Below are 13,557 nucleotides of genomic sequence, written 5' to 3' on the forward strand. Positions count from 1 at the left end.
CTACATCGCTCAAAGCGCCGAACGCAAAATAGAGACGATCTTCTATCGCGAGGACTTCCGGCGCGTGGATGCCGAACAGGTGGGCATTTTGGAGTTCGCCGGGCGCGGCATCGAACAGTATGCCGAGGCCTTCTATCATCGCCTGAACACAGAGGCCATACGCGACCTTCACCTGAAAGTGGTGGCCGACTTCGCCTTTAGCCGCCTCGCCAGCATCTATCCCTCCATGCTTGGACGCATGGGGGTAGACCTCATCGCCCTTAACGCCTATCCCGATGTTCAAAAAACTCCGAAGACGCCCGAAGCGCGTGCAGCCCTGCTGCCAGGCCTCGCGCGCATTGTGCAGACGCTGCAGGCCGACATGGGCGTGCTGTTTGAGGCCGACGGCGAACGTATGACGTTGGTGAGCGAAGAGGGACAGGTTATCGGCGGGAATGAACTTTTGGCGCTGATGATCGCCCTCGTGGCACGCACCCACCCCCATGCGCGTATTGCCGTACCCATCACCGCCCCTAGCATCCTTGAACCCATCGTTGCCCTGCACGAGGGCACCATCGTGCGCTCGCGCACAAACTCTAGAGACCTCATGGAGTTCTGCGTCGCACGCCCTAATAAGGAGGGTCGGGTAGACTTCGCCGGGGATGATCGGGGTGGGTTTATTTTCAGCGAGTTTCAACCTACCTTCGATGCCATGTACGCTTTTGGGAAACTGATGGAGATGCTGGCCACCACCGGCCTACGCCTCTCCGAACTGGTGCGCGAACTGCCACCAGCCCACCTCACCCGAACCATGATACGTTGCCCGTGGGACGCTAAAGGGCGCATTATGCGGGTGCTTACCCGCGAGGCCGATTCGCTTATGTCCTCGAATAAACAGCATGTGGAGATGGTAGACGGCATTAAATTCTTTGAAAGGGATGGATGGGTGCTCGTGCTGCCAGATGCCTCAGAGCCTTATTTCCATATCTACGCCGAATCCAGCTCTCACGAACATGCCCACGAACTGCTCTGCAAGTACGCCAAAAAGATTGAACAGCTTCTACAAGATTAATTAACGCCGGTGTTGCCACCAACGCTCGGCCAAAATGCGGGCTGCATAGTCGTCGTAAGGCCTATCCGGCGTGCGAAGGGCGCGCGGCAACAGTTTTTGCCAACCGCGTGCGGGGTTCTCTTGCACAAAAAGTCTGCGCGCCGCTTCCGACGTATAGGCCTCTTCCATCACCACAATGGGAGTCTCCTCAGCCACCTTCTCCAACGCCTCAATAAGAGGAGCGCTGCCCGTTCCTTTGCCTACAAGAATCACTCTCGGCGAAAACTGCGCTTTCAGCCGCCGAACCTCCTCCAAAAGCCCGTCTGGCGATACAATGGCCTGGTAAAGTGCTTTCCCTTCCTCGGTTACTACCGCAACTCCACAACGAACCCGACCAGGGTCTACAGCTAGCACTGCAGGTTGGTCTATCTTTTCGATCTCCTTCGACTAAAGTACCGAACCGGTTCTCAAGAAAGCCACCGAAGCGCCCTATCCCCCCGCAGCGCGCAGAAACTCGATGTGCAAGTGCTCGGGATCGAGCAGGTCGGCCGAGGTGATTGAACCGGCTGCCACCGCTTTGATCAGCAGCGGGCCACGCACTCGCTCGGCCTGTTGCACGAGGTGCGCCAATGTCAGCGGGTCGAACAGCCCCACTTGGCTGGCACCGGTAACCGGGTCAACGGCGGGGACAATGCCGGCCTTGATCGCGGCCGAACGCACATCCGTCTGTAAAAACTGGGCCAGCCTCTGCTGCAGCTCTTTTTCCGAAAGCGCCCCTTCGATCCTCTCTTCGGCAAGCTCGTCGCCGGGGTGGAACACCGTTTGCACGGTGCGGCTAACCACCTCTACAGGCACCTGTTCGCCGTTAAGGGTATTGCTTAGGCTACGCACAATAAGCAGCGTTGGCGTATCGCTGCCCTCTAGCCTGCCGGCCAAATCGCTAAGCGCGGCCTCCGAGTCGGAACCGGAAGCCCCACCGGTTAGGGTTAACGACATGGGCGACAGGAGGCGTACGGCGCTGCCGTTATCTCCTATGGCGGCACCATAGCCCAGCGCGGTGGCGCTGGCCTGCTGCAGCAACTGCTTTAACTGGCTCAGAATGGTCTGACGGTCTAAGTGCGCCGCGATCACCCCACGCGCCAGCTCTGCGCCGTAGCGTACGGCGATAGGGCTTTGACGCAACACCAGATAATCGTTGGTGGAACCGGCGAGGAAGCGATAGACCTCGTCCAAACGTTGGCTCACCATGGCGTAACGGCTTTGCGCCGCCGCAAGCTGGTCTTGTACCTCTTGCAGTTGCTTACGTATCTCGGCGGCCTTCTGTTCTTCGCTCTGATTGGCCTCCAATTGCAGCTGGTTGGTTCGCTCCAGCACCTCGTTGGCGCGGCCTAAATCGGCGTTCTGCCTCTGCAAGTCACTGTTTGAGGCGATTAAAGTCTTATTCTCTTGAGTGAGTTGGGTGTTCTCATGCACCAGCGCCAGATTCTGTTTGGCCAACTCGCGGTTTTGAGCCACAAAATGCCGATTAAGCGCCTCTAAATGGGCGCGCTGCCGCTCCAATTGTGCCACCTCACGGGTTTTATGCGCCAGCTCATCCCGCTTTTGAACCACCTGTTCTCGCAACCGTTCGCTTTGGGCGCGCAGCACAACCACGTGCTGCTTGGCCCGCTGCAGCGCCTTTTGCGAGACAAGCAGTTGCCGATGTGCCTCTTGGGCAAGCTCCTGATCGCGTTTGGCTTGCGCCATGGCTTCGGCGGCCTGCTGGCGGGCAATGCGTACCTGGCGGTCGAGCTGAGCCTTTTCGGCGATGGCCTGCTCGCCTTCAAGCACAACTTGTCGAATGGGGGGAGATATAAGCAGGAGGGCTGCAATGCTAACCATCGAGATGAAGGCACCGGTTAAACTTGTAATAAGGATGGCCGTATGCTTAGGCCGCAGCCCAAACCAGGAGACGCGGCGTTTTCCCCATCGTCTCCCCTGAAGATCGCCGTAATAGGCAATGAAACCGCCCAATACAACCAGTAAGAGCAGTGCTAATGTTGTCCAGATCATCTTTGCTCCTATCCCCCCTTTCCCAAAGGGAAGCCTAGGTCGAAGCCCTTAGGGTTAGCCAAATCCCTACGGCGGCACCGACCATGTCGGCCGAGAAGCTTGCAAGCATGGGAGGCAACCCTCCGCTTTTGCCAACAACAAACATGGCGTGATAGAATACCCAATAGAGAAATACGATGAATATCGCCATGCCAAATCCCACCGTGCGGCTTCCTCCTCGCTGCGTGTTAAGCCCCAGTGCCGCGCCTACCACCCCAAAAATAACGCTTGCCAAAGGCAGCGCTATCTTGCCGTAGAGGTCTACCTCTTCTCCGCGCGCCTCCTCAATACGCCCCTCCGCTCTATCGCGCTCGATCTCCCGACGCAGTTGGTTGAAGCTGAGCCGGTTGGCATCGTTCACCTGGGCGTTCATCACCTCGGTGAACGATTTGCCTATACTTGCATTATCGGGAAGCACCTTCAAGGTTTTGAAGTTGGTAACGAGCGTATCCTTTATCAGCCCTGTGGCCTTGTCGGGCACAAGCAGTACCCACGAGCCGTCGTAGTACGTCCAGTTTAAACCGCTTTGGTCAAGGCCACGTCGGTCGGTGCTTTGGGCGCGCGCGCAGTTGACGATAAGCTCCACAGCCCCGTGCATCGCCGGGTCGTCACTGTAGCGCACGATGCGAACGTCGCGGAGGGTTTGGGTACGGGCATCGTAACCCCCCTGCACATACACGCTCTCCTCTAGGCCACGACCATCCTGACGTTTAATATCGTAGGAGATCGGTTCGTCCGACTTTGCGATGTGTTGAAGCGCCTCCTGTTTCAGATCGTACATGGCACGTGTGGCTGGCGGCACAACGGTCTCGTTCCACGTGAAGGCCACAATACTTACCAACAATCCTACCACGAAAACGGGCAGTACCACACGCGGAAAACCGATGCCCGCTGTGAAGATCGCCACAATCTCTCTATCGGCAGAGAGGCGTCCGAGTGCCATCAGCGAGGCAAGCAACATCGCCATGGGAAACGTCTGGGTGAGAATGCCGGGCAGGGCGTAGAGCACAAACTTGAGCACAAGGTTTAACGGCACGCCCTGTACCACCATGTCGGTAGCTTGAAAGAGAAAGCCGGCCGTGAACACCAGCACCAGAAACATGAACATACCGGTTAAAAACGGCCCGACGAGATCGTACAAAACCAACTTATCAATGAGCTTCATGATCTGGCTCTTTCTCTTTCGGGGTCGTCTCGGCTTCGGGAGCATCCCATGGGGGGATGCCTGCCTCGCGCAGCTCCGCCTCGGCCTTAGCGCGTAAGCCCTTCTGAGCGACATGACCACGGCTATAGGTATAGCGCTCGCCGAAATAAGAGCGTATGGCCACCGGGTCTTGTAGCAACGTATGGGCAGGGCCTTCCACGCGCTTCACGCCGTCGGCGATGATATAGGCCCTTTCGGTAATATCGAGCATGGCCTCCACGTTGTGGTCTGTGATGAGAATGCCTATGCGGTTTTCGGACTTTGCCAGGTCGTGAACGATGTTGCCGATGTCCTCGATGGCCAAAGGGTCTACCCCGGTAAACGGTTCATCGAGCAGAATGAATTTTGGCTTCGCCGCCAGAGCGCGGGCGATCTCCACCCGCCTTCGCTCTCCACCGGAAAGCAGCCTACCCAAGCTGTGGCGCAAATGCCCAATATTCAGCTGCCCAAGCAGCTCTTCCATACGTTGGCGACGTTGGGCCTTGGTCAGCGGCTGCGCCTCTAAAACCAGCAGTAGGTTCTCCTCCACCGTGAGGTTGCGAAATACAGATGGCTCCTGAGGAAGATAGGCGATCCCTTCACGAGCGCGCCGATACATGGGCAACCGCGTGATCTCATAGTTATCTAGGTACACATGGCCGCTTTGTGGACGCACCAGCCCCACGATCATGTAGAATGTGGTGGTTTTTCCCGCCCCGTTCGGCCCTAACAAACCCACAACTTCGCCCTGCTCCACCTCTAAACTGATTCCGTTGACCACACGGCGCCCCCGATAGACTTTCACCAGCTCCTCTGCACGTAGCTTCATGGCTTTCTTCCTCGCGCTTTCTCTAGTTTTGGGTTCGCCGGCGGCGGTACCACCGCCTCTAGTCGTGCCGTGCCCTGAGGACTGGCGATAACAAGGTCGTCGCTGCGCAAATTCCAGGCAACGGTATCGCCCTGCGCCCCAAGGTAGCGCACCGGCCCCGCCAAGGCCGGGCTTTGCGCCGTTATCTGCGTAGGCCCCTGCAAAACCACCTCCGATGTTTGCGCCGTGTTGGTATAGACTAAAGAGGCCGCTTTCGCCTCTACAACCTCTTTGCCATCGCTCGGCTGAGGAGGGTTCGACGCATTGCCGATGGGGCGATAGGGACGGGCAAAACGGCATTGAACCTCTCCTTGGGTCGCCATGCGCACGACCTCGTTGGTGGGCGAAAGCACGCCTTCTATCTGTTGGCTCTCGATGCGCGACTCGAAGCCGGTTTGTGGCTCCGAGGTCTGGATGGTCAACCCCTTTCCCTCCAGATGAAATCGCTTGCCCGGCACAAACTCCCCCTGTTCAAAACCGCTGACTTCCACGGTTCCTAAAGAGATAGGACGCGCCTGCTCTCCTTGGGTTACAGGCAGGGCGGAGGGTTGGGGAGAGAAGATGAGCGAATCTCGGCCGGCTTTCCCATAGAAGAGATAGGTGGTTGCGCGGCCGAGCTGGGCTACCAAACGCGCCACTTGGATGTGGGCGGGGCCTTGAAGCTTTTGGGGTATCTGAAGCGTTCCCTCCACATTTTCGAGGGACACCAGAGAGTGAGTGGCCTCGTAGTGCGCCCGATCGGCACGGCCATCGAGAATAATGAGGCGATTCTGGGCATCTGGCTCCGTGCCATGAAAACGAACATCTCCTTGCCCCGCTATCTCCTCCAGATGGTTCTGAGCGAAATAGGCCTCTAAAAGATCGGCAGAGAGAATGCCTTTGGCCTTGGTAACCACATCGTCGAAGGCAACTTGTACAGGAGAACCGCTAAGCTGCACAGCGTGAGGGAGGTCTACATCGCCCCGCGTAAACCCTGTCACCTGTACCGTGCCCAGCCGATGGCGGGGGTGAGCGCCCCCTTTAGGCGTAGCCATTTTCGGCACAAAGGTGAGGGAATCGGTGGCGGCATGCCCGCTTAGTTGAAGACGGCCGCTTTTATCGGTGGCCACAACGGCACCGTCCACGTGAACGGTTGCCGGGCCTTCTAAGCGGCTTGGGTCGAACAGTTTCGCCGCTACCCCATCGGTTAGGAGGAGCCTTTGTGTCTGCTCGTTGTAGCGGGCATGCCCTGCCGTTCCCTCCAAAGTGCGCAGCTCCTGCCCTACCTTACGTACCACGCGAAACTGAATGGGGCCTTCCAGCTCCGCCTCCACTTCGTTCCCTTTCGGCCCAACGGCATGGCCGACCACTCCGTTGACCACCAGGTAAAACCTTAAGGGGCGGTTTGGGTCGGTGGTGGCCACAACGATGTTCTTGCCGCTCACCACAAAGTTACGCAGCTGGCGCAAGTTGGTGCGAAAAGAGGCAAAGTGAGAGATGCGAATATCCCCAATGGATACCGGTAACTGAGCGCTTGTGGAGGGCTGTTGCGCGCGCGCAAAAGCGACTCCACCAATGAGGAGAAAGGTAAAAAGGGCAGAGGCAGAGAGCCTCCACCGATAGAGACATCCAAATTTCACTGTGTCGCCACGATCTCCCCGGTTGCTATATGGTAAACCATGCGCGGGGCCGAAGTCTCATAGGGTGTTGACGCGCGTCCACCTGCAGAGGTTCCTCGAAATTGTACAAGATGGACGTTCCCTTCCGCAATAATTTGGTCGGCCTCACTCTCCCAGGTCATTCTATCGGCCGTGATGAGGGTGTTGGGCGGGCGTTCCCGTGACAGAACGCGCACATGACCTTCTCCCTGCAGTGTATGCTGCTGCTGATTGGCGATCACCGTGTCGGCCTGTACATCGGCCACATAGCGCCCCTGTTCATACAGACGCGCGTAAACCCCCTTTAATAGAAGGGTGATCTCCGTTCCCCCTCCCTTATAGAAGATGCTGCCCTTTTGGGCGTTGGCCACCAACAGCGGCACCATGGGGTCGTAAAGGTCGGCGGTTTTGTGGGTGTTCCAGCGGAGATGCCATCCGTCTCCTTCAACTCGACCCCGTAGGTTCTGTTGATCCGCGCCGGCCGATGTCGCCCCGGAGGAAGGCGCTCGATTTGAAGCCGTCTGCAAGGCGCGGTTTGCCGCGGGCACTCTATTCCGGCTGCACCCGACAAGCGGCCCCAGCAACAAGAGAGCTGCACAGCAGAGAACGGCTGCTTGGTAGGAGCGGCTCATGATCGCACCGAAGGAGAGAGAAGAGATAGAACGGGCACAGCCGCCTCCCCTGTTTGAGCCATACGGCGACGGAGTTGCCCACAGGCTGCATTAATGGCATCCCCGCGCGTCATCCGTTGCGTTGTTACCCTGCCGGCAGCGATCAAAGTCTCACGGAAGCGAGCGATGGCCTCTTTTGTGGGACGCCGAAACCCCTCCGGCGTTTCTACATAGTTGAAGGGAATGAGGTTCACGTTGCCCGGCAGCTTCCACCGTTCCAGAAGAGCGGCCAACGCACGCGCCTGCTCTGGGCTATCGTTCACACCGCCTATCAACAGATATTCGAAGGTGAGGTTGCGCTTCGTGATTCGGGTATACTCGGCGCAGGCCGCCAAAATCTCATCGAGCTTCCACTTGCGCGCGGTGGGAATGAGACGGGCGCGCAGAGCATCGTCTGGAGCATGCAGCGACAAGGCCAGCGTAATGGGTAGGTTCTCTCTAGCTAACGCCAAGATTCCCGGCACCACCCCTACCGTTGAGACCGTGAGGTTGCGCATCGAGAGGCCTACTTCATTCCCTAAAAGGCGCAGGCTTTTTACCGTGGCTTCATAGTTCCACAATGGTTCTCCCATACCCATATAGACGACATGCGAAATGCGCCGTGCGCTCTCGGCTTGCATGACCAGGTACTGGCCTACGATCTCGCCTGCGGTAAGGTTGCGGGCTAGCCCACCCTGTGCCGTTGCACAGAACCGACATCCGGCAGGGCAACCCACCTGCGTAGAGAGGCAAGCCGAGACACGATCGGGGTAGGGCAGGTAGACGCTCTCCACGGTGAGGCCGTCTGCTAGCCGAAGGAGATATTTAATGGTGCCGTCGGAGGCGACATCACGGTGCACTATATCGGGCAGACCCAAACGGTAGTTAGCCGCCAGCTGTGCACGAAGGGCGGCAGGGAGGTCGCTCATCGCATCGAGCGTACGCACCTGTTTACGATAAATCCACCGGGCTATCTGCCGACCTCGATAGGCCGGTTCTCCTAACTCAAGGGCTATCTGTTCTAACTCTTTCGTGCTACACCCCAAAAGCCACTGCCTGTTCGGTTCCACAACGGCCCTCACCTTTCTCCCAAATTCCACCTAAACCCGAATCTCTAATAGGCAGATTCTACCTGCCTTCGTTCCCACCGCGCAAATTTTCGTTAGAGGAGGATAGTCCGCCTACAGGAAGCATTTAGCAATCGATTCGCGTACAACTATCGTGCATGTTATACTTCTTATGGGAATCTATGCTACTAACGGCGCTACCTCAGCTACTAGAAAGGCCGGTCGGCGCAAGCGAGGGGGAGGGTGCCAGCCTTGAAGGCGAGAAACGAAATGCGTTTGCTAGAAAAGATCGTTGTGCAGGGCTACAAATCTATCCGCAACCAGGAGCTGTCGCTGGAGCCGGTGAATGTGCTAATCGGCGCGAATGGCTCCGGCAAATCCAACTTCATCGGTCTCTTTAGGATGCTAAATCGTCTTGTGTCGGGAGACTTCCAAATCTACGTGCGCCAAGCCGGCGGGCCCGACCGTCTGCTGTACTACGGACGAAAAACCACCAATGCGATTTCGCTTGGGCTTTGGTTCAGAGACACGGAGCGGCAAACCAGGAACGGCTATATGTGTGAACTCTTTCCCACAGAGGACCAGGAGCTAGTGTTTGCCCAAGAGGAGATTCTCTTTGCTGAGTATGAGAAACCTATGTCGAGCAGATATAGCTCTGGAGTTCATGAAGAGAGTCGCTTGCCTGAATGGGCAAAGGAGGATAGAGTTGGCGAATACATTTATAAAGACCTTCAATCGTTTCGGGTCTATCATTTTCACGATACAAGCGATTCGGCGAAAGTGAAACAGTTTTGTGATATTAGCGATAACCGTTTCTTACGACCCGATGCGTCTAACCTGGCCGCTTTTCTCTATAGGCTTAAACGGCAGTACAACTCCCATTATCAAGATATTGTACGCGCCATCCGCTCCGTCGCCCCCTTCTTCGGCGACTTCGTGCTTGAGCCTGATATCTTCGCTACCAACCAAATCCGCTTGGAATGGCACGAAAGAGGATCAGACACTCTATTTGATGCTCACGCCCTTTCCGATGGAACTCTGCGCTTTATCTGCTTTGCCACCCTCTTCCTTCAACCAGACGCGCTGCTACCGGCCATTATTATCCTAGATGAGCCGGAGCTTGGGTTGCATCCTGCGGCGATTACGGTGCTTGCACAACTTATCCACTCTGCTTCGAAGCGTGTTCAAGTGCTCTTAGCGACGCAGTCGGTCACTCTTGTGAACCAGTTTACGCCCGAACAGATCATCGTGGTCGAAAGACAAGAGCACAGAACCGGTTCACTTATTCCGGGCCAAGAGTCGGTCTTCCATCGTATCTCCTCAGAGCAATTAACGCAGTGGCTTCAGGAGTACGAACTGGGCACACTGTGGGAGAAGAACCTGCTTGGAGGTCGCCCCTAACCGGTGAAGAAAGTGCTGATTCTAGTAGAAGGCCAGACGGAAGAGGCCTTCGTCAAAAGGCTTCTTCACAAGCACCTGTTGGCCTTCCAGATTGACCTTATCCCTTGCCTATTACACACAAAATTAACTACCGTCGGCGCTAGCTATCGAGGAGGCGTAACCTCCTATGCCAAAATGCGTCGCGATATAATGCATTTGTTAGACGATAGCAGCGCCTACCGTGTGACCACCATGTTAGACTACTACGGATTGTCTAAAGATTTTCCGGGGCTATCCTCCTTGCAAGGCAAAAACGCTTATGCGAGAGTGAAGTATCTAGAAAAGCAGTTTGCTAGAGATATTGACCATCCAAGCTTCATCCCCTATCTCATGCTACACGAATTTGAGGCATTCCTATTTGTAGACCCTACTCAATGGAAGGCTCTTTTTGAACACCGTATAAAACAACCCTCTTCCGCCCAAATCGGCAACCTGCCTCCACCGGAAGAGATCAACGATAGGGCAGCGACACACCCCTCTAAGCTTATCCACAAGTATATACGCAACTATAAAAAAACTGTTGATGGTCCTGCTTTTTGTGAAAAATTAGGATTGAACTCTATCCGAACAAAATGCCCCCACTTTCACGAGTGGCTGGAAATGCTTGAACAGTTGTGACTCCACACAAAGATTCGAGGACAGAGGCCGCTCTATTTTGGAATAAGCCTCTCTCTCGTGTAGAATCTCAGCAGAAATAAAAAGTTGAGGAGATCGGCATGAGGATGCAAGTAAGAACTTGGCCATTCACCGGTTTGATAGGGCTTACCCTACTGCTCTTGAGCCTCTCTCTGCTACCGTTCTTTACGCTGTCTTCAGCCCACGCCACAGTAGAGTATGCTCGCAAAGAAAATAAGCCCTGCATCTACTGCCACGTAAGCGCCGCTCCTGGCGTTTTAGACCCCTCCACCGGCAAAGTGAACACGGTGGCCTGCAACGAAAGGGGGTTCTACTATGAAACGCACAACCACTCCTTTGCCGGCTATGTGGAGACGCCCCAAATCAACCCGAAGGCGCTCACCGGCCCCTTCCGCTTCGGATGGGCGATAAAGCTGCCCACTGCCGCCCAACGTGTGGCGGTTGCTGACGTTAAAGGAGATCACCACCCCTTGCTGATCACGCTTTCGCCGAGCGGCGGTGCGCAACAGAGCGAGCTTGCCCTGTGGAGCTGGAACGGAAAGGCGTTCGTTAAAGATAGCTCTCTTCCGATTGCCGCCCGTGCTGACATGCTTCAAGTAGGGCATTTTGCCGGAAACGACCAGCCCTTGCTGATCGTCACCGGCGATGGAGTTCGCTGGTGGAACGGGAAGCAGTTCTCTTTTCTGCCGGCCCCAAGCGGCTTTCAACTGATAGGGGCCGTGCGGCTTCTGGATGGCACCGAGCGTCTGCTGGTGGCCTTGAACGGTAGCGATCTGCAAGCTTATCGGGTTGACCTTTCAAAGTCCGGTAGTTCATGGCTTGCCGATCCCCAGGCGCCGCCGCAAAGCCACGAAGTTCAGTGGGCGGAGATGCATGGCGATCCGAGCCTTCTGGAAAAGATAGGAATGCCCACGGCGCTTAGCCTCGGTGGGTTTATAGGGGTTTGGAATCTGCCCACCCAGCACCAACTCTTTCTTTATCTTCCCAAACTGAACCAGGACATTGATGCGGTTCCCGACCCCGAGCATCCAGGGCAGAACAAATTTGTGCTCAAAAGCCAAACGTGGTGCGTGGGCTTGCTGAATGCGATAAACGCCGATGATGCCTACTACACCCCGCCTTTGGCCGGCAAGGTCTGCGACGTTACTCGCCAAAGCCCCATCGAGCCAAAAACGCCGGGACTTTTGGTGCTCACGTCGCTCTCGGCGCCCAACACTTCGGGGCTTTACTTCTTCCCGCTCACCGCGCCAAAGCCCTAGAGTTTAGGAGCGCTTTAAGCGACGTTTCTCCTTGCGAGCCGCCTCGATGGCCTCGATCTCCGCATCGAGCACGGCTTCATCCTGAAATTCGAACTCGATGTCCCGAATGCGCACGGTGTCGCCATGACGAATACCATGCTCACGTAGTGCCTGAATAACCCCCATTCTGTCTAAGAGGCGGTGGAGACGCTCCATCGCCTCCTCGTTCTCCACATCCGTCATGGCGACGCGGCGCTCCACAGCGCGCCCCACGATCTCGAAAAGGCCGGGTTCGGGGTTGCGAACCTCCCAGAAGTTGTCATCGGTGGGCTTTACCTGAATAACAACTTTGCCTTGCGGGGCCTCCTCAAACGCTTTGGGCAGGGTTTCAAGCCTGCGCATGGTCTCAAAAATCAGCTCACGTAGCCCGGTGCCCGTGGCTGCCGATATGCGAAACACAGGGTAACCTCTATCTCTCAAGGCACGCTCAATCGGCTCTAGCTCCGCTTGGTCGGCGAGAACGTCTATCTTGTTCAACGCTACGATCTGGGGCAGGGCGGCAAGTTTGGGGTCGTAGAGCGCCAGCTCGCGATTGATCACCTCAAAATCGTTCAAGGGGTCACGGCCCGAAAGGCCACTAACATCGAGCAGATGAATAAGCAGGCGCGAGCGACTCACATGGCGCAAAAACTGATGCCCCAAGCCGGCGCCTTGGCTGGCCCCCTCAATAAGGCCGGGAAGGTCGGCGATAACAAAGCTCTTATCAATATCTACCCGCACCACCCCAAGGTTGGGAACGAGGGTCGTGAAGGGATAGTCGGCGATTTTGGGGCGAGCGGCGGAGACGGCAGCGATAAGGGTAGATTTACCCACATTGGGATAGCCTAACAACCCCACGTCGGCAAGCAGTTTAAGCTCCAGTTTTAAGCGGCGACGCTCTCCAGGCTCGCCTTTCTCGGCGAACTTGGGCGCCTGGTGTACGGAGGTAGCAAAGTGGGCATTTCCTCGCCCGCCTTTGCCTCCACGCGCCACCACGACCGTCTGATGAGGATAGACGAGGTCGGCAACCACCTCTCCGGTCTCAAGGTCGGTCGCTACGGTTCCCACCGGAGCGCGTAGCACCAAGTCGGCCCCATCCTTACCGAACATCTGTTTGCTGCCGCCGTGCCCGCCGCGCTCGGCTCGATAGTGGCGCTGGAAGCGAAAGTCAAGCAGTGTAGACAGATTGGGATCGGCCTTCAGAATAACACTTCCTCCCCGTCCCCCATCGCCGCCGTTAGGGCCGCCATGCGGCACATACTTCTCTCGACGAAACGACACCATGCCGTTACCGCCATCTCCGGCGATAACTTCGATTTCAACTTCATCTACAAACATCGTTGCGGCTCCGATAAGCGCATGGAAGCGAAAAGCGCGCAGAGCCTTCTTTCTCTGCGCGCCCCTGCAAGATTCAGTGGAGGTGGAGAGACTCGAACTCTCGTCCCTAGGGATTCGCCTCTGGCGTCTACGAGCGTAGCCTCCGTTTTAAATTCGCGTTCGCCCGCCCCGGAGGCAGGGCTAGCAGAACGCTAGAACGCCTAAGAGGTTACGTGGAGGGGACGTTCCGCCCTCACACGCCAAGCCGGCATGGTAACGCCCATTCTCGCCCGGCCGGCAGGGGCAAGATGGACGGGCGGCTTAATTAAGCCGCGAGCGCGTAGTTTTGAGTGTTCGCGTT

The 13,557-nt window shown here is 56.7% G+C and carries 11 protein-coding genes, 1 other RNA gene and 1 pseudogene; 4 read left to right on the top strand and 9 right to left on the bottom strand.

Annotation, left to right across the window (positions count from 1 at the left end; translation table 11 throughout):
- Positions 1 to 1,051, top strand: a pseudogene (locus VKV18_RS02845) (hypothetical protein); the annotation flags it as partial.
- Here VKV18_RS02845 and VKV18_RS02850 read toward each other — a convergent pair.
- The 7 genes from VKV18_RS02850 to rlmN form a co-directional block, all read right to left on the bottom strand.
- Positions 1,052 to 1,444, bottom strand: a complete 393-nt coding sequence (locus VKV18_RS02850; protein WP_324202720.1) for a hypothetical protein — start codon at positions 1,442 to 1,444, stop codon at positions 1,052 to 1,054.
- A gap of 75 nt (positions 1,445 to 1,519) precedes the next feature.
- Positions 1,520 to 3,082, bottom strand: coding sequence for a DUF3084 domain-containing protein (locus VKV18_RS02855; protein WP_324202721.1), 1,563 nt, complete (start codon positions 3,080 to 3,082; stop codon positions 1,520 to 1,522).
- Between the two features lie 34 nt (positions 3,083 to 3,116).
- Positions 3,117 to 4,286, bottom strand: coding sequence for an LptF/LptG family permease (locus VKV18_RS02860; protein ID WP_324202722.1), 1,170 nt, complete (start codon positions 4,284 to 4,286; stop codon positions 3,117 to 3,119).
- A complete protein-coding gene (gene lptB, locus VKV18_RS02865) occupies positions 4,273 to 5,133 on the bottom strand; it encodes an LPS export ABC transporter ATP-binding protein (RefSeq protein WP_324202723.1) in 861 nt (286 codons plus the stop codon). The genes VKV18_RS02860 and lptB overlap by 14 nt, the downstream gene beginning before the upstream one ends.
- Positions 5,130 to 6,791, bottom strand: coding sequence for a hypothetical protein (locus VKV18_RS02870; protein WP_324202724.1), 1,662 nt, complete (start codon positions 6,789 to 6,791; stop codon positions 5,130 to 5,132). Before VKV18_RS02870 ends, lptB begins: the two co-directional genes overlap by 4 nt.
- The gene (locus tag VKV18_RS02875) at positions 6,788 to 7,441 is read right to left on the bottom strand and encodes a hypothetical protein (RefSeq protein WP_324202725.1); all 654 of its coding nucleotides are present in this window, start codon (positions 7,439 to 7,441) and stop codon (positions 6,788 to 6,790) included. The genes VKV18_RS02870 and VKV18_RS02875 overlap by 4 nt, the downstream gene beginning before the upstream one ends.
- Complete coding sequence (rlmN, locus tag VKV18_RS02880; protein ID WP_324202726.1) at positions 7,438 to 8,529, bottom strand: 23S rRNA (adenine(2503)-C(2))-methyltransferase RlmN; 1,092 nt, start codon at positions 8,527 to 8,529, stop codon at positions 7,438 to 7,440. Before rlmN ends, VKV18_RS02875 begins: the two co-directional genes overlap by 4 nt.
- A gap of 267 nt (positions 8,530 to 8,796) precedes the next feature.
- Between rlmN and VKV18_RS02885 the strand changes: the two genes are divergently transcribed.
- The 3 genes from VKV18_RS02885 (at position 8,797) to VKV18_RS02895 (ending at position 11,861) form a co-directional block, all read left to right on the top strand.
- Positions 8,797 to 9,927, top strand: a complete 1,131-nt coding sequence (locus VKV18_RS02885) for an AAA family ATPase (protein ID WP_324202727.1) — start codon at positions 8,797 to 8,799, stop codon at positions 9,925 to 9,927.
- 3 nt (positions 9,928 to 9,930) lie between these two features.
- Positions 9,931 to 10,584, top strand: a complete 654-nt coding sequence (locus tag VKV18_RS02890) for a DUF4276 family protein (RefSeq protein ID WP_324202728.1) — start codon at positions 9,931 to 9,933, stop codon at positions 10,582 to 10,584.
- Between the two features lie 104 nt (positions 10,585 to 10,688).
- Positions 10,689 to 11,861, top strand: a complete 1,173-nt coding sequence (locus VKV18_RS02895; RefSeq protein ID WP_324202729.1) for a hypothetical protein — start codon at positions 10,689 to 10,691, stop codon at positions 11,859 to 11,861.
- 3 nt (positions 11,862 to 11,864) lie between these two features.
- Here VKV18_RS02895 and obgE read toward each other — a convergent pair whose 3' ends face one another.
- Both obgE and ssrA read right to left on the bottom strand, forming a co-directional pair.
- Positions 11,865 to 13,217, bottom strand: a complete 1,353-nt coding sequence (gene obgE, locus VKV18_RS02900) for a GTPase ObgE (protein ID WP_324202730.1) — start codon at positions 13,215 to 13,217, stop codon at positions 11,865 to 11,867.
- A gap of 74 nt (positions 13,218 to 13,291) precedes the next feature.
- Positions 13,292 to 13,557, bottom strand: a transfer-messenger RNA (tmRNA) gene (gene ssrA / locus VKV18_RS02905); the annotation flags it as partial.

It is taken from the genome of Chthonomonas sp. (assembly GCF_035294505.1).
In the GTDB taxonomy this organism is placed as follows: domain Bacteria; phylum Armatimonadota; class Chthonomonadetes; order Chthonomonadales; family Chthonomonadaceae; genus Chthonomonas.

What these genes read in the sequence shown, in the direction of transcription:
- VKV18_RS02885 (WP_324202727.1), top strand. Translation starts at nt 8,797, where the DNA reads ATGCGTTTGCTAGAAAAGATCGTTGTGCAGGGCTACAAATCTATCCGC.
- lptB (WP_324202723.1), bottom strand. Translation starts at nt 5,133, where the DNA reads ATGAAGCTACGTGCAGAGGAGCTGGTGAAAGTCTATCGGGGGCGCCGT.
- obgE (WP_324202730.1), bottom strand. Translation starts at nt 13,217, where the DNA reads ATGTTTGTAGATGAAGTTGAAATCGAAGTTATCGCCGGAGATGGCGGT.
- VKV18_RS02875 (WP_324202725.1), bottom strand. Translation starts at nt 7,441, where the DNA reads ATGAGCCGCTCCTACCAAGCAGCCGTTCTCTGCTGTGCAGCTCTCTTG.
- VKV18_RS02860 (WP_324202722.1), bottom strand. Translation starts at nt 4,286, where the DNA reads ATGAAGCTCATTGATAAGTTGGTTTTGTACGATCTCGTCGGGCCGTTT.
- VKV18_RS02855 (WP_324202721.1), bottom strand. Translation starts at nt 3,082, where the DNA reads ATGATCTGGACAACATTAGCACTGCTCTTACTGGTTGTATTGGGCGGT.
- VKV18_RS02895 (WP_324202729.1), top strand. Translation starts at nt 10,689, where the DNA reads ATGCAAGTAAGAACTTGGCCATTCACCGGTTTGATAGGGCTTACCCTA.